The sequence below is a fragment of the Streptomyces sp. DT190 genome (assembly GCF_049846985.1).
In the GTDB taxonomy this organism is placed as follows: Bacteria; Actinomycetota; Actinomycetes; order Streptomycetales; family Streptomycetaceae; genus Streptomyces.
Genome location: NZ_JBNCNM010000033.1, coordinates 40,120 through 59,330 on the forward strand (window position 1 = coordinate 40,120; position 19,211 = coordinate 59,330).

Genomic DNA, 19,211 nt, shown 5'->3' on the forward strand with positions numbered 1-19,211 from the left:
GACCAGCGGGAGCCCCACTCCCGTCGCCGTTCCCGCGTCAGCCGCGTCCGGTAAGCACCTGGTCAGTCGTCCGACCACCGCCGTAGGGTGATCATCCGCACTGTCTGCGCACCGGTTGCTCACCAAAGGCGGTCCTGCATGGCCCTGTTCGACCTTCCTCTCGACGAACTCCGCGCCTACCGCAGCGCGTCCACCGAGCCGGAGGACTTCGACGCGTTCTGGTCCAAGACGCTCCAGGAGGCGCGCGAGCACGACCTGGACGCCCGTTTCGAACCGGTCGACACGGGCCTGTCCACGGTGCGGGTCCTCGACGTGACGTTCGCCGGCTTCGGCGGGCATCCGGTCAAGGGCTGGCTGACCCTGCCGGCCGCAGCGGACGGCCCCCTGCCGCTGGTCGTGGAGTTCATCGGCTACGGCGGTGGGCGCGGACTGCCGCACGAGCACCTGCTGTGGGCGTCCACGGGCCGGGCCCACTTCGTGATGGACACCCGCGGCCAGGGCAGCGCCTGGGGCGCGGGCGGCGGCACGGCGGACCCGGTGGGCGGCGCGCCGGCCTACCCCGGTTTCATGACGCGCGGCATCGACGCGCCGGAGCACTACTACTACCGCCGTGTCTTCACCGACGCCGTGCGCGCGATCGAGGCGGCCCGTTCGCATCCGCTGACCGACGCCGCCCGCACGGTGGCCGTGGGCGCGAGCCAGGGCGGCGGCATCACGATCGCGGTCGGCGGCCTGGTGCCGGACCTGGCGGGCATCGCGCCGGACGTGCCGTTCCTGTGCGACTACCCGCGCGCCGCGACCCTCACGGACCGGCACCCGTACCGGGAGATCGGCCTCTACCTCAAGACGCACCGGGGCCGGACCGAGGAGGCCCTGCGCACGCTCTCCTACTTCGACGGCGTCCACTTCGCCGCCCGCGGCCGGGCCCCCGCCCTCTTCTCGGCCGCCCTGGAGGACCAGACCTGCCCGCCGTCGACCGTCTTCGCGGCGTTCAACGCCTGGAGCCACGAGGACAAGGCGATCGAGGTCTACGACTTCAACGACCACGAGGGCGGCGGCCCCTTCCAGGAGGCCGCCAAGCTGCGCTGGATGCGCCGGCACATCTGATCCGGCCGTTTCCGCATCCGCGTCCTTCCCCCTTGGTCCGACCAGTCGGTACGTTCTTCCCGCCCGGGCCCCGACACGGTGGCCCGGGGCAGGGACACGACCGGTTGAGGGGTGGGGCCCATGCCCGAGCACGAGGAGTCCGAGCAGGCGGAACACGGGGACGCGGCAGCCGCGGGCCGGGCACTCGCCGACCCGGTGGGGGTGCACGGCCACTGCGACCCGCGCTTCACCGCGGTGCGCGAGGCCTTCGAGGAGAACTTCCGGGAGCGGGACGAACTGGGCGCCGCGGTGGCCGTCACCGTCGGCGGCGAGCTGGTGGTGGACCTGTGGGGCGGCTGGGCCGACGGGGCGCGCACCCGGCCCTGGGAGCGGGACACGCTGGTCAACGTGTGGTCCACGACCAAGGGTCCGGTGGCGCTGTGCGCGCACCTCCTCGCCGACCGGGGGCTGCTGGACCTGGACGCGCCGGTGGCCGTCCACTGGCCCGAGTTCGCCGCGGCGGGCAAGGAGAAGGTCCTCGTACGGCACCTGCTGTCCCACCGGGCCGGTCTGGCCGGGCTCAGGGAGCCGCACTCCCTGGAGCAGCTCTGCGACTGGGAGCTGACCACGCAGCGGCTCGCGGCGACGGAACCCTGGTGGGAGCCGGGCACCAGGTCCGGCTATCACGCGCTGACCTACGGCCATCTCGTCGGTGAGGTCGTGCGGCGGGTGTCGGGGCTGCGCCCGGGGGCCTTCCTGGAGCAGGAGGTGACCGGGCCGCTCGGCATCGACTTCCGTATCGGCCTGCCGGAGAAGGAGGTGGACCGGCTGGCGGAACTGGTCCAGCCGCCGGTCACGGGGAGCAGCACGCAGGCCGCCGTCTTCGCCCAGTTGGCCCCGGCCGCGATCGCCGCGCTGACCAACCCGCCGGTGGACGCGGCCGCGGCGAACACGCCGGGCTGGCGGGCCGCCGAGATCCCCGCGGCGAACGGCCACGGCACCGCCCGGGCGGTCGCCGAGCTGTACGGCGTCTTCGCGGGGCGCGGCTCGTACGGGGACCGGCGCGTGCTGTCGGCCGAGGCGGCCGAGCGGGTGCGCGAGGGGCAGGGCAGCTGCCGGGACCTGGTCCTCGGCGCGGGCTTCCCGGCCGAGACGGAGGCGGGACTCGGGCTCTGGCTGAGCGGCGGCAACGGCTCCTACGGCCCGAACCCGCGCGCTTTCGGACACGACGGCTTCGGCGGCTCCTGCGGGCTGGCCGACCCGGAGGCGGGGGTGTCCCTGGGGTACGTGATGAACCGGATGGGCCCGCACATCGCCGACGACCCGCGGAAGATGGCGCTGGTCGGCGCGTTGTACAGCGCGCTGTAGAGCGGCACCGCTCCGCGCGGGCGCCGGTGCCGGGCCGGGGCGCGCCGCCGCTCCGCCGGTGGCACGGGCGGGGGGCCGGTGGCAGAGGCTGTGGCAGGCCGAGACGACGGCCTCCGCGTTCCGGAGGGGCGTCTGCGCGTGCTTCCTGCCGGCGGCCGTCGGCGGCGGCCCGCCGCCCGCCTTCGGCCCTCGCGCGCGACCGCTGGCCACCGGCGGCGGGGGCGGGTAAGAGAGGTGCCCACCACCCGCCCCCGCCTTCCGCGCAGGCGGTCAACTCCCCTCCGACGCACCGGTTTCGGCCGAACCCCCCGACCGCCCTTCACAACTGGTTTAGACCAATGCTAGATCTGGTGGCGCACCGAGCCCGCACGGCTACCGCACGTCACCAACAGGAGGCGCGGCATGGCCCGCACCACCCCGCCTGACCACCCGGCGACCGAAGGAGAACCCGTAGCACTCGTAGACCCCGGCGCACCCGGAGCACCCGGAGAGCCCTTGTACCGGCGGATCGCGACGGAACTGCTCGGCGAGCTGCGCGACGGCACGATCCCGCCCGGTGAACGGCTGCCGGGCGAACGGCGCCTGGCCGGTCACTTCGGCGTCAGCCGGGAGACCGTACGGCAGGCGCTGGAACTGCTGCGCCGCGAGGGCCTGGTCGCCACCGACCGGCGCGGCAGTCACGCCACCCTGCCCGGCGCGCCGACGGAGACACCGGCGGCGCTCACCTTCCCCCTGGGCGCCCGGACCGCCACCCCGGGTACGGTCGCCCGCGCCACCGTCACCTGGGAGCCTCCGCCGCCGGAGCACGCCGAGGCCCTCGGCCTGGCCCCGGGCCGTCCCACCCTGATCCACCGCTACCGGTACGCGACCGCCGACGGGCGCGGACTGCGCACGGCCGTCACGTCCTTCTCCGCCGTCGCCCTCGCGGAGGTGGAGGAACTGGCCCGGTACCGCGACCGTGCCGACGGCACCGCCGCCGCACAGCTGCGCCGGGCCTACGACTGGATGCGCCGGGCCGGTCTGACCCTGCACCACCGGGACGCCATCACCCCGGCCGCGAGCACGCCGTCGGTGCGGGTCACCCGGCGGGTGCACGACCAGTACGCGCGCCCGCTGGAGATCACCGACCTGGTCGTGGACGCCCAGCAGGACGCGCTGGTCTACGAGTTCACCGTGCCGGGCCGGGCGGCGCGGCCCGCAACCGCCGGGGCGTCACGCCGTACGCCGCCTTGAAGCGGCGGGTGAAGTGGCTGGGGTCGGTGAAGCCCCAGGCGCGGGCCACCGCCGCCACGGTCCGGGTGCGTCCGGCCGGGGAGAGCAGGGTGGAGCGGGCGCCCTCCAGCCGCTGCTCGATGATCCACTGCTCCAGACTCAGCCCGCCCTGCGCGCACAGGCGGTACAGCGCCCGCACGGAGAGGTTGTGCGCATGGGCGATCCGGGCGGGCGTGAGGTCCGGTTCCGTCAGATGAATCCGGGCGTAGGCGAGGACGCGCGGGAGCAGGGACTCGGCCAGGGCCGGCCGGGCGTGGGCGTCCGCTCCGGAGGCGGAGGCGATCAGCGCCCGCACCAGTTCCACCGTCGCCGTGCCGAGGGCGGCGGCGCCCGGGTCGCCGGCGAGCGTGTCGGCGTCGCGGTGGACGCGGGCCAGGTGGGCGCGGACGAGGTCGTACAGCGGGCTGGCGCGCAGCCGCTCCGCGCCCCGGCGGACGATGTCCGGCGGCAGGGCGAGAAGCTCGTAGGGCACCTGGAGGGCGCGTGCGGCGCCGCTGCCGGACCAGGCGAAGTCGTAGGGGATGGTCAGGTCGTTGAGCATCAGCTCGCCGGGCCGGACCCGGTCGCGGCGGCCCGACTGGCCGAAGCGGCCGGTGCCGTGCGCCTGGAGGGACAGGGAGACCATGGGCGGGCCTTCGAGCCGCAGGTAGCGGGGGCTGCGGGTGACGGACCAGCCCGAGGAGCGGCTGGTGAACAGCACGAGTTCGCCGAACTGCCAGCACTCCATGCGGGCGAACACCCGTTCCCCGTTGTCCTCCATGCCGACCAGGGAGGGCACGGACGCGCTCAGCAGGGCGGCGCGGAAGGCCTCCACCCGCTCGTCCGCGGGTACGCCCTCGGTGTCCAGCAGCAGCATCCTCCGCCCTCCCCCTGGCACGGTCGGCCGAAGACCGGGCACCGTGAGCCGATCCGCCTGCCGTGTCCGCTGCCAGTATCGGCCGCAACAGGGGCACTGTGCACGTGTACAGGGCGCCCCGACCAGGACTTCGGCCATCTCAGGGGGGAACGACCGTATGACCACGCGGGACGAGCAGTTGATCGACCGGGCCAACGCCGCCGACCGTACGCCCGTCGTCTTCGTCCACGGACTGTGGCTGCTGCCGAGCAGCTGGGACCGCTGGGCGGACCACTTCGAGCGGGCCGGGTACGCCCCGGTGCCGCTGTCCTGGCCCGACGACCCGGGCACCGTCGAGGAGGCGAACCTGCACCCCGAGGTCCTCGCCGGCAAGACGGTCGGGCAGGTCGCCGACCATCTGGCGGGGCTGATCGGCGGGCTGAAGCGCAAACCGGCGATCATCGGTCACTCGTTCGGCGGACTGCTCACGCAGATTCTCGCCGGGCGGGGGCTGTCGGCCGCGTCGGTGGCCATCGACCCGGCGCCGTTCCGGGGTGTGCTGCCCCTGCCGGTGTCGTCGTTGCGCGCGGCGGCCCCGGTGCTCACCAACCCGGCCAACCGCAACCGGGCCGTGCCGCTCACCTACGACCAGTTCCGGTACTCCTTCGCCAACGCCGTGAGCGAGGAGGAGGCGCGGGAGCTGTACGGCACGTTCGCTGTGCCGGCGCCGGGCGCGCCCCTGTTCCAGGCGGCCACGGCGAACATCAACCCGTGGACCGAGGCGAAGGTCGACACCGGCAACCCCGGGCGCGGCCCACTGCTGATCATCTCCGGCGAGAAGGACCACACCGTGCCGTGGGCGCTGTCGAACGCCTCGTACAAGCGCCAGCGGCGCAATCCCGGGATCACGGAGATCATCGAGATGAAGGACAGGGGCCACGCCCTGACCATCGACCACGGCTGGCAGGAGGTCGCGGACACCGCCCTGACGTTCGTGCGGCGTTTCGTCTGATCCCGCGCCACGATCCCGCGAGAGAGGTCTTCCATGAGCAGGTTCACCACGTCCGACGGAACCGAGATCTACTACAAGGACTGGGGCGAGGGCCGGCCCGTGGTGTTCAGCCACGGCTGGCCCCTCAACGCCGACGCCTGGGACCGGCAGGCCCGGCTGGTCGCCGAGCACGGCTTCCGCGCGATCGCCCACGACCGCCGCGGGCACGGCCGCTCGGACCAGCCGTGGCAGGGCAACCACATGGACCGGTACGCCGACGACCTGGCCGAGCTGATCGAGTCGCTGGACCTCGACGACGCGGTGCTGGTGGGCCACTCGACCGGTGGCGGCGAGGTGGCCCGCTACATCGGACGGCACGGCACCGCCCGGGTCGCCCGGGCCGTGCTGCTGGGCGCGGTGCCGCCGCTGATGCTGCGCACCGACGACAACCCGGAGGGCACGCCCAAGGACGCCTTCGACGGCATCCGCGCGGCGGTGGAGGCGGACCGTTCGCAGTTCTACTGGGACCTGAGCGAGAGCTTCTACGGCTTCAACCGGCCCGGCGCAGCGGTGTCGGAGGGCGTACGGCGGGCGTTCTGGCGGTGGAGCATGCAGGCCGGCCTGAAGGGCGCCTACGACTGCGTCGAGCAGTTCTCCGAGACCGACTTCACCGAGGACCTGCGGCGGATCGACGTGCCGACGCTGGTCGCGCACGGTGACGACGACCAGATCGTGCCGATCGCCGCCTCGGCGAAGCGGACCGCGCAGCTCGTGGAGGACGCGACCCTGAAGGTCTACGAGGGCGCCCCGCACGGCCTGGTGGGCGACTACGAGCAGGCGTTCAACGCCGACCTGCTCGCCTTCATCCGCGGCTGACCGGGCCTCCCGGCGCGACGGCCCCGTCCGGAGTCCGGGCCACGACCAGACGCACCCGCGGGCTGCCGTCGCGTCGCCGCCCGAACTCCGGCAGGGCGTACAGCTCCACCCGGAATCCGGCCCCGGTGAGCGCGCGCCGCACGTCACCGAGGCCGAACGCGCGGTAGTACATGACGAACGGCGGCCGCCACAGCGCGTTGCGCACCCGCATCACCGCGTCGAAGCCGAGCAGCGCCCAGTAGCCGGGGGTGCCCGGGCGGGGCGGGGCGACCAGCGGGAAGGCGAAGCGGCCGCCCGGCCGCAGCACGGAACGGACCTGCGCGAACAGCCCCGGCAGTTCGCGGGGCAGGAAGTGCCCGAAGGCCCCGAAGCTCACCACCAGGTCGAAGGCGGGCCCGAACGGCAGGGCACGGGCGTCGGCCCGCACCCAGGAGACCCGCGGCCCGTCGGAGCGGACCCGCTCCCTGGCGACGTCCAGCATGCCCGTGCTGAAGTCGGCCCCGGTGACCTGCTCGCGGCACAGCCGCGTCAGCACGCCGGTCCCGGCGCCGGTGCCGCAGCACAGGTCGAGCCCGGTGCCGAAGGGACCCATCGGGCGCAGCGCCGACTCGACGGCGTCCAGCACCGCCTCGGGCGTGCGGAAGGGGGTGTGGTCGAACTTCGGAGCGAGGAGGTCGTAGCCGCGTTCCACGGACGACAGGGCCTGGACGGCGAGCTCACGCACACTGGGACCATCGGGGCTGAACATCGGCTCAGCCTATGCGCTGCCCCCGGGCCGCCAGAAGCGCCGCACGGGCGGCGGGGGCCGCCTCGGAAGGAGTGGGCCATGACCGCACGCACGGGCCGGGTGAGCTGCGACCTCACGATCTCGGCGGACGGGTACGCGGCGGGGCTTCACCAGACGGAGGAACGCCCCTTCGGCGAGGACGGCGGGGACGGCAGCGGCGACAGGCTGCACGCCTGGATGTTCGACACGCCCGAGGAGAACCGGGCCGAGATCGACCGGCTGAACACCGCGGGCGCGTTCCTCATGGGACGCAACATGTTCGGCCCGGTGCGCGGCGCCTGGGACCGGCCCTGGAACGGCTGGTGGGGTGCGGATCCGCCCTTCCACGCGCCGGTGTTCGTGCTCACGCACCACGCGCGCCCGCCGCAGCCGATGGACGGCGGCACCACGTTCCACTTCGTCACCGACGGCGTCGCGCCGGCCCTGGCCCGGGCGCGCGAGGCGGCAGGCGGCGGCGACGTGACAGTGCTGGGCGGCGCGACCACCGTCAACCAGTTCCTCGCCGCGGGCCTGGTCGACGAGCTGCGGCTGCACATCGTGCCGTGCACGCTCGGCGCCGGCACCCGGCTGTTCGACGGGGTCCCGCCGCTGGACCTGCGGCAGGTGGGAGCGCGGCCGGCGAGCCTGGTGACGCACCTGACCTACCGCGTGCTGCCCTGAGCCGGAGGGCGCTGCCCCGTGTCCCGGGCGGCGCGCTGGTCCAGGACCTCCCGCACACGCGCGCACCAGCGGAGGTTCTCCTCCTCCAGGGCGATGCCCGCCAGCAGGGTGAGATACGGGCCGACGCGGTCGTTGTCCCGCAGGTAGTCCTCCTCGGCGCGGCCGGCCAGGAGGCGCTCGCGGACCCGCAGGTAGCGGGCCAGCTTGCCGCTCGCCCACGCCTCGCGCTCGTCGATCAGGGCCCGGGTCGCCGCGGGGTCCGTGCCGTCCATCGCCTGGATCTTGATGAGCAGTTCGTCACGGATGGCGGTGGGCCGCCGGGGCGGTGCGGCGGCGAACGTGTCCAGGTCCCGGCGGCCCCGGTCGGTCAGCGTGAACATGCGCTTGTCGGGCCGCCGCTCCTGCCGCACGACGCGGGCCTCGATCAGGCCCTCCCCCGCGAGCCGCTCCAGCTCCCGGTAGAGCTGCTGCGGGGTCGCCGCCCAGAAGTTGGCGAGCGACACGTCGAACACCTTCGACAGCTCGTAGCCCGACGCCTCGCCCTCCAGCAGGGCGGCCAGGACGGCGTACTTGAAAGACATGTGGACACCGTATCAACGGTTGATTAATCTACTCCGCACCTACTCAACTAGTTGAATAAGGCGGTTGCGATGCGAGCTTTCCGTGAGGCGGTCGAGGCGCTCGACCTGGACGCCGCCGAGGCGCTGCTGGCGCAGGACGTCGTCTTCACCAGCCCGGTGGTGTTCAAGCCGTACACCGGCAAGGCGATCACGGGGGCGATCCTGCGCGCCGTCTCCGGGGTCTTCATGGACTTCCGCTACGTGCGCGAGATCAACGACGCGGGCGGGCGCGACCACGCCCTGGTCTTCACCGCGCGGGTGGGCGACCGGGAGATCAACGGCTGCGACTTCATCCACGTCGACGAGGACGGTCTCATCGACGAGTTCACGGTGATGGTGCGCCCCCTGTCGGCGGCCCAGGCGCTGGCGGCGGCCATGGGCGAGCAGTTCGAGCGCATCGCGCGGGAGGCCGGGGCCCGCGCGGTGTGACGCGGCCGGAGGGTCTCACCGGTCCCGAGCGCCGCGCTCATGGCTCGGTTTCGCGCGTTCCTCCGCCGCCCGGGGCCGGTTCGCGCTTGGATGTCTCCATGACGTCCGCCGAGCACGACCGGCTGATGCGCGCCAACCAGGCCAACTGGGACGCCCGCACGCCCGTCCACCTCGCCAGCCGGTTCTACGGCCTCGACCAGGACCTCGATCCCGAGCGCTGGTTCGCCCCCTTCGAGTGGGAGGACCTCGGCGAGCTGGCCGGCCGTGACGTGCTCCATCTGCAGTGCCATCTCGGCACGGAGACCATCGCCTTCGCCCGGCGCGGGGCCCGGGCGGTCGGGCTGGACTTCTCCGAGGCGTCCGTGACCGCCGCCGCGGGCATCGCCGCCAGGGCCGGTGCGGACGTGACGTACGTACGGGCCAATGTGTACGACGCCGTCGAGGCCCTGGACGGGCGGCGGTTCGACGTCGTGTACACCGGCAAGGGCGCCCTGTGCTACCTGCCGGACCTGGACCGCTGGGCCGGGACCGTCGGCCGCCTCCTGCGGCCGGGTGGCCGGCTGTACGTCGTCGAGTTCCACCCCCTGCTCAACTCCCTCGGCCCGAAGCCGGCCCCCGGCGAGGGCCCCGAGCTGCTGCTGCGCCACGACTACCTGGGCGGCGGCGGTCCCGTGCACCGCGACGCGAGCCACACCTACACGGACGGCCCGGCCGTCGACGGCGCCACGGACAGTTACGAGTGGATGCACGGAATGGGCGAGGTCGTCACCGCGTTGACGGATGCGGGACTCACCGTGCGGCGCCTGCGGGAGAGCGACGAACTCCCCTGGCCGCGCTGGCCGCGGATGGTCCGTACCGAGTCCGGCTGGTGGCGGCTCCCCGAGCCGCGGATCCCACTGCTGTACGGGCTGCTGGCCCTGCGCTGAGGCGTATTCCGTTCCCCTGGCACCACCGCGCGTGGTACCGTGCCGAACAGCACGTGTGCTTGCCCCCTTGTGTGGGCGCCGGTGCCAGTTCTCTCTCGCAGCACCTTTCCTTTCCCAGCACCACGACGAGTTCCGTCGTACCCGGCGTGCTGTTCCCCGCCGCACGGAGGCGTGCCCCAAGGCCCTCCCCTCGCGGCTCACCCCCTCCCTTCGCATGTCACATGCCGTCCCGTCCGGAAAGGACATCCCCACCATGACCACCACACTGACCAGCCCACTCCGGGACGCTCCCGCCGAGCAGCGGGCCACACCCCGGTACGCCGCCGGTGTCCTCGACATCGACGGGAACGGGAAGGGGCACCTGCGCGGCGACGACCTCCTGCCCACCCCCGCCGACCCCGCCGTCTCCCCCGCGCTGATCCGCCGTCACGACCTGCGCAAGGGCGACCTCGTCGAGGGCGTGCGCGGCGACCGGGGCGGCCTGACCGGGGTCGAACGGGTCGACGGCGCCGGCCCCGCGGCACTGCGCGGACGGCGCCACTTCCGGGATCTGACACCGCTGCACCCGCACGCGCGGCTGCGCCTCGAACACCCGGCGGCCGGAACGGCCGGACGGGTCGTCGACCTCGTCGCACCCGTCGGCAAGGGCCAGCGCGGACTCCTCGTGGCCCCGCCCAAGACCGGCAAGACCGTCCTGCTGCAGCAGCTCGCGGCGGCCGTCGCCGGCAACCACCCCGAGTGCCGGCTGATGGTGCTGCTGCTCGACGAGCGCCCCGAGGAGGTCACGGACATGCGGCGCTCCGTGCGCGGCGAGGTGTACGCCTCGACCTTCGACCGCAGCGCCCGGCAGCACATCGCGCTCGCCGAGCTCGTCATCGAGCGGGCCAAGCGGCGCGTCGAGGCCGGCGAGGACGTCGTCGTCCTGCTCGACTCGCTGACCCGGCTCTGCCGGGCGCACAACAACGCGGCCGGATCCGGTGGCCGCATCCTCACCGGAGGCATCGACGCGTCGGCGCTGACCGGACCCAAGCGCTTCTTCGGCGCCGCCCGCACGGCCGAGGAGGGCGGCTCCCTCACGATCCTGGCGACCGCCCTGGTGGAGACCGGCTCCCGGGCCGACGACCACTGGTTCGAGGAGCTGAAGAGCACCGGCAACATGGAGCTCCGGCTGAGCCGCGAGCCGGCGTCCCGCCGGATCTTCCCGGCCGTCGACATCACCTCCTCCGGCACCCGCCGCGAGGAACTCCTGCTGCCCCCGGGTGAGTTGACGGCCCTGCACGGCCTGCGGCGCGTTCTGCACCACCGGGACGGGCAGGGCGCCCTGGAGACCTTGCTGGAACGCCTGCGCGAGACGCCCGACAACGCGACGTTCCTGCGGCGCATCCGGCCGACCCTGCCCTCGGGCTGACGCACGGTCCGTGCGGCATCCGGGTGCTCGCGTGCGGTGTGCGGCCCCGCCGCCGCCGTCCACAGCCCGACCGTTTCTACGTTGATCGTATGATCATCGGATTCTCTTCCCGGGTGGCGGTGTCGGCGGGCGCGCTCTGTACGGCGGGGCTCCTGGTGCTGATGCCCGCCGCCGCGGCCGAACCCGGCGGCGCGGAGCCCACCGCGCCGGCCGGGCCGCGGGCGGCGGCCCCGCACCCCTCGCTGCTGCACCGGCCCGGGCTGCACGTCCGCCCGCGTGCCGCCACGCCTCGTGTCCCCAGGGTCTCCGCCCTGTCCTGGGTGGTGGCCGACGCCCGCACCGGCGAGGTGCTCGCCGCCCGCAACGCGCACCGCAGACTGGCCCCGGCCAGTACCTTGAAGACCCTGTTCGCCCTCACGGTGCTGCCGTCCCTGCCGGCGGGCATCCAGCACACGGTCCGCGCGCGGGAGCTGCGCGGCATCGGATCCGGCAGCAGTCTGGTCGGGGTCGCCGAGGGGCGTACGTACCGGGTGGCCGACCTGTGGCGCGGGGTCTTCCTCAACTCCGGCAACGACGCCGTGCACGTCCTGGCCGAGCTCAACGGCGGCTGGCGGGTCACCGCCGAGCGGATGCAGGCCAAGGCCCGCTCCCTCGGCGCCTTCGACACCCGCGTGGTGTCGCCGGACGGCTACGACGCACCGGGCCAGGTGTCCTCGGCGTTCGACCTCGCCCTGTTCGGCGCGGTGGGGCTGCGCAACCCGGACTTCGCGCGGTACTGCGCCACGGTCGAGGCGCGCTTCCCCGGCGGCGGCCGCTGGTCGTACCCCATCCGCAACACCAACCGGCTGCTGAGCGGCGCCCAGGGGGTGAAGCCGTACCCGGGGCTGATCGGCATCAAGAACGGCTACACCAGCAAGGCCGGAAGCACCCTGGTCGCGGCCGCGCGGCGGGACGGCCGCACCCTCGTGGTGACGGTGATGAACCCTCAGAAGGGCGGCGGGTCCGCCGTCTACGAGGAGGCCCGCTCGCTGCTCGACTGGGGCTTCGGATCGGCCGGGAGGGTCGAGCCGGTGGGCTCGCTCGCGGGGCCGCGCCCGGCCGCGCGCACGGAGGTGACGGCCGAGCCCGCGGCCGCCGCGACCGTGCCGAGGCAGCCGGGGTCGGCCTGGACGGACGCGGGGCTGATCGCCGGAGCGGCCGGACTGGGCGCCTCCGTCGTGGTGCTGGTGCTGCGGCTCCCGGTGCGCAGGCCGGGACGGAGCTGACCGGCCGGCAGCCACAGCAGCAGGCCCAGGGTGAGCCACGCGTAGAGGTTGCCGCCCAGGAACCCGCCGACGCCGGACGCGTCGTCGACCCACAGCCAGACGACGCTGGTGCACAGCACCGCGTACAGGGCGCCCGCGCCGCGGACGTGGCCGGTCCGGACCAGCACGGCGAAGGACGGCAGCAGCCAGACCAGGTGGTGCACCCAGGTGACGGGGCTGACCAGGCAGGCGGCGAGGCCGGTGAGGGCGAACGCCGCCGTCCAGTCGCCCGCCGCCACGGCCCGGCGCGCCCGCACCGCCCACACCCCGAGGACCAGCAGGACGGCCGGCACCCACACCGCCCGGTCCGGTTCGCCCAGCCGGGCCAGGACGCCCTGCACGGACTGGTTCGAGACGTAGCCGAGCCGGCCCACCCGGTCGGTGTCCCACAGGGCCTCGGTCCAGTAGAAGCGCGAGGCGTCCGGGTCCACGAGGGCGGCGAGGCCCGTTGCGGCCAGGGCGACGGCCGTGGCGACCGCGGCGGCACGCCACCGCCGGGCCACCAGCAGCAGTCCGATGAACAGCGCCGGCGTGAGCTTGATCGCGGCGGCCAGCCCGATGCCGACGCCCGCCGCCCGCTCCCGTCCGCTCGCCAGCAGCGCCGCGTCCGTCAGCACCAGGGCCAGCAGCAGGACGTTGACCTGACCGAAGCTGAAGGTGTCGCGCAGCGGTTCGAACAGGGCGAGCAGACACAGGATCAGGGCGCAGCCGAACCAGCCGATCCGCCGCCACGCCCGGCCCGCCAGCAGGCGCAGGACCAGGGCGAGAGCCGCCAGGTCGAGCAGCAGGGTGGCGGCGATCGCCGCGTGCAGGTCCAGCAGGGTCATGGGCAGCATGGCGACCGCCGCGAACGGCGGGTAGGTGAAGCCGTACGTCGTCCCCGGCACGCGGTAGTCGTAGAGCCGGCCGCCGTCGTGGACCCAGGTGCCGACGCTGCCGTGGTAGACGCGCAGGTCGAACCAGTCGCGCAGCAGGGGCACGGTCGCGGTGAAGACGGTGACCGACACGGCGAGGGCGAGCACCAGCAGCAGCCGGCCGCGGTCGGTGCGCGGCAGGGGCGGGATCATGCGGCGCCTCCCAGCGCGGGGGCGAGCCGGGCCTGGTGGGCCTGCCACAGCACGACGACCGCGAGCGCCCCGCCCGAGACGGCCAGCAGCAGCTGCCCGGTGTCCGCCGGTCCGCCGCTGGGCAGGACGCACAGCGCGAGCACCCCGGTCACGGCGCCCGTCCGCTGGCGTACGGAGCCGCTGGGCGCGGCGGCGGCGATGAGGAACAGGCCCCACAGGGCGTACCAGGGGCGGATCGCCGGGCCGAGCGCGGCCACCGCCGCCAGGCTCAGGCCCAGGGCGTACACCGGGCGCGGCCGCAGCCGCAGCCAGATCACGGCGACGGCGACCACGGCGGCCACGATGCCCACCCCGTGCCAGACGGGGACGGCCAGGGGCGCGAGATCACTGCCGAGGTGTTCGAGGCCGGCGCGGGTGGCGCGGCCGAGCAGGGTGGTCAGGGCCCAGTTCTGGGGAGAGACGGGGGTGTTCAGGGCGCCGATCCAGCCGTAGCCGGTGCCGGCGACGGCGGTGACGGCGACGGTCGTGCCGGCCGCGGCGACGGCGGTGCCCGCGAGGGCCTGCACGGGACGGCGCCCGGCACGGATCTGCAGGACGACCACGGCGGCCAGGCCGAGCACGGCGGGCGCCTTGACCAGCGCGGCGAGTGTCACCAGCACGGCCCCGAGGACCGGCCACCGGCCGAGCGCGGCGACCAGCCCGACGCCCAGCAGGCCCAGCATGACGGCGTCGTTGTGGGCGCCGGCGACCAGGTGCAGCAGGACGAGCGGGTTGAGGGCGCCCAGCCACAGCGCCGCGGCCGGATCGGCGCCGCTGTGCCGGGCGAGACGGGGCAGCGCGGCCGCCATCAGCGCCACGCCGGCGAGCGCGACGAGCCGCATCCCGAGGAGCCCTGCGGGCAGTTCGCCGTGCGTCAGGCCGGACAGGGCCGCCGCCACGGCGAGGAACACCGGGCCGTACGGGGCGCCGGTGTGCCGCCACAGCGGGGCGACCTCGTCGGCGAGCGGACCGCCGAGCCGGGCCGGCCCGTGCGCGTACACGTCCAGGTGCGCCTCGACCATGGCGCCCTGGGCGAGGTAGCTGTAGACGTCCCGGCTGAACAGCGGCGGGGCCAGCAGCAGCGGGGCCGCCCAGGCGGCGAGAACGAGCAGCAGGGCGCGCGGGGCGGGCGGCCGGGGACCCCGGACCAGCCGGCCCAGCAGCGCCCAGGCCGCGATCAGCAGGACGACTCCGAAGTACACGCCGACCAGTCCGAGGGCGGCACGCGCGGAGGCCGGGTGGAGGAGGTCCCGTACGGGCAGGGCTCCGGCCGTCTCACCGCCCAGGGCGAGGCAGGCGGTGCCGGCCAGACCGAGTATCTGGCAGCGGCGGAGATCGGCGGGAAGGGCCATGGCCAACACGCGGGCAGCGTGTCAACGCGGGGTGGCGCTCCGGCGACGCGGGTCCCTCCGGGGAGCGGCCGGGGTGTGACCGGACGGTGATCGGGACCGAGCGGGTCCGGCGCCGAGGGATCTGCCCTCGGAGCCGCGTCAGAACACGGACAGGCCCGTCAGCGTCGTGAACCGGTCCAGCGCCGCCACTCCCGCCACCGAGTTGCCCCGCTCGTCCAGGCCCGGGCTCCATACGCACAGGGTGCAGCGGCCGGGTACGACCGCGATGATGCCGCCGCCCACACCGCTCTTGCCGGGCAGGCCCACGCGGTAGGCGAAGTCGCCCGCCGCGTCGTACGTGCCGCAGGTCAGCATGATCGCGTTGATCTGCTTGGCCTGGCTGAGGCTGAGCAGGCGGGTGCCGTCGGCACGCAGCCCGTGCCGGGCCAGGAAGGTCGTGGCGAGGGCGAGGTCGGCGCAGGACGCCGTCACGGAGCACTGGCGGAAGTACTGTTCGAGCAGGACCGGCACCGGGTTGTCGATGTTGCCGTAGGACGCCATGAAGTGCCCGAGCGCGGCGTTGCGGTCGCCGTGGGCGGACTCGGAGGCGGCGACCTCCTTGTCGAAGGTCAGCTCCGGATTGCCGCTCTCGGCGCGCAGGAAGCCAAGCAGCTCTCCGGAGGCGTCGCCGGTGCGGGTGTGCAGCCGGTCGGTGACGACGAGCGCGCCCGCGTTGATGAACGGGTTGCGCGGGATGCCGTTCTCGTACTCCAGCTGCACCAGGGAGTTGAACGGGTTGCCGGAGGGCTCGCGGCCCACGTGCTCCCACAGGGCGTCGCCCTCGCGGGCGAGGTCCAGGGCGAGGGTGAAGACCTTGGTGATGGACTGGGCGGAGAACGGCTGCCGCCAGTCCCCCACCCCGTACACGGTGCCGTCGAGTTCGGCGACGGCCATGCCGAAACTGCGCGGGTCGCACGCCGCGAGCGCCGGGATGTAGTCGGCGGCCCGGCCGCGGCCGGGGGTCCGCTCGATCTCCTCGGCGATGCGTTCCAGGACCGGCTGGAAGGTGGTCGACGGCGTCATGATCGCCATTGTCCCTCCGCTGCGGTCCCCGCGCGCACCCGCGCTTATTGCGTTGTCGTGCCGGAGCGCCGGGGGCTACCGTGCGGGCAGCGAGTGAGCCCGGAGGAGCTGAGCATGGTCGGTCGTCCGAGCGCGTGTTGACGCCGTGGCCGTCTCCGGCCTGTCATCGCGTGCCGCCTCGATCCGTGGCACGGCGAGCCCTCCTTCCCGCCCGGCACCGCCGGTGCGCCCTGTCGCGCGCCGGGTGCGGGCCTCGTCCTCGCACCCCCTGGGATCCGCGTGCCCTCCGATGCCTCCGCCACGAACGATCCGTCCCGCGCGTCCGCACCCCACGACGCCTCCGGCACCGGCGGGTCCGCTCCGCCCGGCCTGTGGCGGGACGCCGACTTCCGCCGGCTCTGGGCGGGGCAGACCGCCTCGCAGCTGGGCGAGCACGCCTGCCTGGTGGTGCTGCCCCTGATCGCCGTCCTGACGCTGCACGTCGACCCCGGCCGACTGGGCGTCCTGCGCGCGGTGGGGCAGGCGCCGGTCCTGTTGCTGTCGCTGCTCGCCGGCGCGTGGGTGGACCGCTGGCGGACCCGGACGGTGATGGTGCTCGCGGACGCCGGCCGGGCCCTGGCCCTGGGCGCGGTCCTCCTGGCCGGTCTCCTCGGCGGGCTCGGGCTGCCCGCCCTGCTCGTGGCCGTGTTCGCGGTCGGGGCCCTTTCGGTGTTCTTCGACGTCGCCTACCAGGCGTCCCTGGTGCGGCTGGTGAGACGCGATCAGCTGCTGCGCGGCAACAGCGCGCTGGAGGGCAGCCGGTCCGCGGCCCGGATCGGCGGACCGGCTCTGGGCGGTGCGCTGGTGTCCGTGCTGCCGGCGCCGGTCGCCGCGGCGTCCGGCGCGCTGTTCTTCGTGCTGTCGTCGCTGTCGATCCGGCGGATCGGCCGGCGCGAATCGGTCCCCGGGCGCGACGAACGCACGCCCCGGCTGCGGCGGCGGATCATGGCGGGCGTCCGCTTCGTCGCCCGCGACCCCTTGCTGCGGGCGGTGGCTCTGGCCTCGGCCGCCTTCCAGTTCTCCTTCGCGGCCGTGATGACCGTCCATCTGCTCTTCCTGCCCCGGGAACTGCACCTGTCGGGCACCGCGGTGGGGCTGGCGCTGGCGGCGACGGGGCCGGGCGCGCTCCTCGGCTCGCTGCTCGCGGCGCGGCTGCCGGGCCGGTTCGGTCACGGCGTGGTGCTCGTGTCCGCGGCGGTCCTCGGCGACGCCGTGATGCTGGGGGTGCCCGCGCTGCACGGCCCCGCCGCGGTGACGGTCCCGGCGGTCGTGGCGGTCAGCTTCGTGTTCGGCGCCTGCGGGCAGCTGGTCGACGTCACCACCCTGTCCGTCCGGCAGGCCGTCACCCCCGTCGCGATGCAGGGCCGTGTGGCGGCGACGATCACCTTCGCCGGGATGGGGACGGCCCCGCTCGGCTCGCTGCTCGGCGGCTTCCTCGCCGAGCGGTGGGGGCTGCGCACGGCCCTGCTGGTGACGGCCGCCGGCCTGCTGCTGTCCCCGGCGCTGATGGCGCTGTCCCCGCTCGCCCGGCTGGGACGGACGCTGCCGGGCCCGTCCCCCGGGACCGGCAGCGGTGACCGTACGGCCTAGACCGCGGCCGGGCGGTCCTGCGGCCCGCTGCCCGCCAGGACCTCCGGGCGCAGCAGGGCCGCGAGGGTCTCGGCGGGGAGCAGGCCCTTCTCCAGCACGAGTTCGGCCACGCCGCGGCCCGTCGCGAGGGCCTCCTTGGCGATGTCGGTGGCGGCCGTGTAGCCGATGTGCGGGTTGAGGGCGGTGACCAGGCCGATGGAGTTCTCGACCGTGGCGCGCAGGGCCTCGGTGTTGGCGGTGATGCCCCACACGCAGCGCTCCGCGAGGGTCAGGCAGGCGGCGCGCAGGTGCGTGATCGACTCGGACAGGGAGTGCAGGATGATCGGCTCGAACGCGTTGAGCTGGAGCTGCCCGGCCTCCGCGGCCATGGTGATGGTGACGTCGTTGCCGATCACCTCGAAGGCGACCTGGTTGACGACCTCGGGGATCACCGGGTTGACCTTGCCCGGCATGATCGACGAACCGGCCTGGACGGGCGGCAGGTTGATCTCGCCCAGTCCGGCGCGCGGGCCGGAGGAGAGCAGCCGCAGGTCGTTGCAGCTCTTGGAGAGCTTGACCGCGATGCGCTTGAGCACGCCGGACATCTGCACGAACGCGCCGCAGTCCTGGGTCGCCTCGACCAGGTTGGCCGCGGTCACCAGGGGCAGGCCGGTGATCTCGGACAGGTGGCGCCGGGCCGACTCGGCGTATCCGGCGGGGGCGTTGAGGCCGGTGCCGATGGCCGTGGCGCCGAGATTGATCTCGTGGATCAGCTCGACGGCCTCGGCCAGCCGGGACCGGTCCTCGTCCAGCATGACGGCGTACGCGGAGAACTCCTGGCCGAGCGTCATCGGCACCGCGTCCTGCAACTGCGTGCGGCCCATCTTGAGCACGTCGCGGAACTCGACGGCCTTGTGGGCGAAGGCGTCCTGCAGCACGGACATCGCGTCGAGCAGCCCGCGCACCGCGAACACGGTCGCGACCTTGACCGCGGTGGGGTAGACGTCGTTGGTGGACTGGCCGAGGTTGACGTCCTCGTTGGGATGCAGGTAGCGGTACTCGCCCTTGGCGTGGCCCAGCAGTTCCAGTGCCCGGTTCGCCACGACCTCGTTGGCGTTCATGTTCGTCGAGGTGCCCGCGCCGCCCTGGACGACGTCGACGACGAACTGGTCGTGCAGCCGGCCGGCGCGGATCTCCCGGCAGGCGGCGACGATGGCGGCGGCCTTCTCCGCGTCCAGCAGGCCGAGTTCCTCGTTGGCGAGGGCCGCGGCCTCCTTGACGGCGGCCAGGGCGTCGACGAGGTGCGGGTAGGCGGAGATCGGCGTCCCCGTGATGGGGAAGTTCTCCGTGGCCCGCAGGGTGTGCACACCCCAGTACGCCTCGGCGGGAACGTCACGGTCACCGAGCAGGTCGTGCTCGGAGCGGGTGGCGGCGGTCATGACGGTGAGGGTCCTCTTTCTGACGTGAGTGAGGGTGGGTGTGCGCCCCGTCAGGGGCGCGGGGAACTGCGCGATCAGCCAC

17 protein-coding genes and 1 pseudogene are annotated in these 19,211 nt (G+C 74.2%); 11 read left to right on the forward strand and 7 right to left on the reverse strand.

Annotation, left to right across the window (positions count from 1 at the left end):
* Positions 1-138: 138 nt before the first annotated feature.
* The 3 genes from ACPXCS_RS36670 to ACPXCS_RS36680 all read left to right on the forward strand — a co-directional run bounded on the left by ACPXCS_RS36670 (position 139) and on the right by ACPXCS_RS36680 (position 3,687).
* Complete coding sequence (locus ACPXCS_RS36670; RefSeq protein ID WP_425946747.1) at positions 139-1,107, forward strand: acetylxylan esterase; 969 nt, start codon at positions 139-141, stop codon at positions 1,105-1,107.
* Between the two features lie 120 nt (positions 1,108-1,227).
* Entirely contained in the window at positions 1,228-2,454 is a 1,227-nt protein-coding gene (locus tag ACPXCS_RS36675) for a serine hydrolase domain-containing protein (protein ID WP_425946748.1), read from the forward strand.
* 402 nt (positions 2,455-2,856) lie between these two features.
* Positions 2,857-3,687 (forward strand): GntR family transcriptional regulator, encoded by an 831-nt coding sequence (locus ACPXCS_RS36680; RefSeq protein WP_425946749.1) that lies wholly within the window; start codon positions 2,857-2,859, stop codon positions 3,685-3,687.
* Here the strand turns inward: ACPXCS_RS36680 and ACPXCS_RS36685 are convergent.
* Entirely contained in the window at positions 3,623-4,582 is a 960-nt protein-coding gene (locus tag ACPXCS_RS36685; protein WP_425946750.1) for a helix-turn-helix domain-containing protein, read from the reverse strand. The genes ACPXCS_RS36680 and ACPXCS_RS36685 overlap by 65 nt on opposite strands.
* Positions 4,583-4,739: 157 nt before the next feature.
* Between ACPXCS_RS36685 and ACPXCS_RS36690 the strand changes: the two genes are divergently transcribed.
* Both ACPXCS_RS36690 and ACPXCS_RS36695 read left to right on the forward strand, forming a co-directional pair.
* Positions 4,740-5,573, forward strand: a complete 834-nt coding sequence (locus ACPXCS_RS36690; RefSeq protein ID WP_425946751.1) for an alpha/beta hydrolase — start codon at positions 4,740-4,742, stop codon at positions 5,571-5,573.
* Between the two features lie 33 nt (positions 5,574-5,606).
* Complete coding sequence (locus ACPXCS_RS36695; protein WP_425946752.1) at positions 5,607-6,428, forward strand: alpha/beta fold hydrolase; 822 nt, start codon at positions 5,607-5,609, stop codon at positions 6,426-6,428.
* Here ACPXCS_RS36695 and ACPXCS_RS36700 read toward each other — a convergent pair.
* A complete protein-coding gene (locus ACPXCS_RS36700; protein WP_425946753.1) occupies positions 6,415-7,176 on the reverse strand; it encodes a class I SAM-dependent methyltransferase in 762 nt (253 codons plus the stop codon). The two genes, ACPXCS_RS36695 and ACPXCS_RS36700, sit on opposite strands and share 14 nt — an antisense overlap.
* A 78-nt stretch (positions 7,177-7,254) precedes the next feature.
* Here ACPXCS_RS36700 and ACPXCS_RS36705 point away from each other — a divergent pair, with 78 nt between their 5' ends.
* On the forward strand, positions 7,255-7,875 hold the full coding sequence (locus tag ACPXCS_RS36705; protein WP_425946754.1) for a dihydrofolate reductase family protein: 621 nt from the start codon (positions 7,255-7,257) through the stop codon (positions 7,873-7,875).
* On the opposite strand, the gene ACPXCS_RS36710 is transcribed toward ACPXCS_RS36705, so the two are convergent.
* Positions 7,857-8,456, reverse strand: a complete 600-nt coding sequence (locus ACPXCS_RS36710; RefSeq protein WP_425946755.1) for a PadR family transcriptional regulator — start codon at positions 8,454-8,456, stop codon at positions 7,857-7,859. The genes ACPXCS_RS36705 and ACPXCS_RS36710 overlap by 19 nt on opposite strands.
* A 69-nt stretch (positions 8,457-8,525) precedes the next feature.
* Between ACPXCS_RS36710 and ACPXCS_RS36715 the strand changes: the two genes are divergently transcribed.
* The 4 genes and pseudogenes from ACPXCS_RS36715 to ACPXCS_RS36730 form a co-directional block, all read left to right on the forward strand.
* On the forward strand, positions 8,526-8,924 hold the full coding sequence (locus tag ACPXCS_RS36715; protein ID WP_425946756.1) for a nuclear transport factor 2 family protein: 399 nt from the start codon (positions 8,526-8,528) through the stop codon (positions 8,922-8,924).
* 98 nt (positions 8,925-9,022) lie between these two features.
* Positions 9,023-9,850, forward strand: coding sequence for a class I SAM-dependent methyltransferase (locus tag ACPXCS_RS36720; RefSeq protein ID WP_425946757.1), 828 nt, complete (start codon positions 9,023-9,025; stop codon positions 9,848-9,850).
* Between the two features lie 253 nt (positions 9,851-10,103).
* The gene (gene rho, locus ACPXCS_RS36725) at positions 10,104-11,258 is read left to right on the forward strand and encodes a transcription termination factor Rho (RefSeq protein WP_425946758.1); all 1,155 of its coding nucleotides are present in this window, start codon (positions 10,104-10,106) and stop codon (positions 11,256-11,258) included.
* 161 nt (positions 11,259-11,419) lie between these two features.
* Positions 11,420-12,184, forward strand: a pseudogene (locus tag ACPXCS_RS36730) (D-alanyl-D-alanine carboxypeptidase family protein); the annotation flags it as partial.
* 83 nt (positions 12,185-12,267) lie between these two features.
* On the opposite strand, the gene ACPXCS_RS36735 reads toward ACPXCS_RS36730, so the two are convergent.
* The 3 genes from ACPXCS_RS36735 to ACPXCS_RS36745 all read right to left on the reverse strand — a co-directional run bounded on the left by ACPXCS_RS36735 (position 12,268) and on the right by ACPXCS_RS36745 (position 16,091).
* A complete protein-coding gene (locus ACPXCS_RS36735; RefSeq protein ID WP_425946759.1) occupies positions 12,268-13,629 on the reverse strand; it encodes a glycosyltransferase 87 family protein in 1,362 nt (453 codons plus the stop codon).
* Complete coding sequence (gene mptB, locus ACPXCS_RS36740) at positions 13,626-15,020, reverse strand: polyprenol phosphomannose-dependent alpha 1,6 mannosyltransferase MptB (RefSeq protein WP_425946777.1); 1,395 nt, start codon at positions 15,018-15,020, stop codon at positions 13,626-13,628. Before mptB ends, ACPXCS_RS36735 begins: the two co-directional genes overlap by 4 nt.
* Positions 15,021-15,158: 138 nt before the next feature.
* Complete coding sequence (locus ACPXCS_RS36745; protein ID WP_425946760.1) at positions 15,159-16,091, reverse strand: glutaminase; 933 nt, start codon at positions 16,089-16,091, stop codon at positions 15,159-15,161.
* Positions 16,092-16,361: 270 nt separating this feature from the next.
* Between ACPXCS_RS36745 and ACPXCS_RS36750 the strand changes: the two genes are divergently transcribed.
* Complete coding sequence (locus tag ACPXCS_RS36750; protein WP_425946761.1) at positions 16,362-17,711, forward strand: MFS transporter; 1,350 nt, start codon at positions 16,362-16,364, stop codon at positions 17,709-17,711.
* Here ACPXCS_RS36750 and aspA read toward each other — a convergent pair.
* Positions 17,708-19,129, reverse strand: a complete 1,422-nt coding sequence (gene aspA / locus ACPXCS_RS36755) for an aspartate ammonia-lyase (protein ID WP_425946762.1) — start codon at positions 19,127-19,129, stop codon at positions 17,708-17,710. The genes ACPXCS_RS36750 and aspA overlap by 4 nt on opposite strands.
* Between the last annotated feature and the right edge of the window lie 82 nt (positions 19,130-19,211).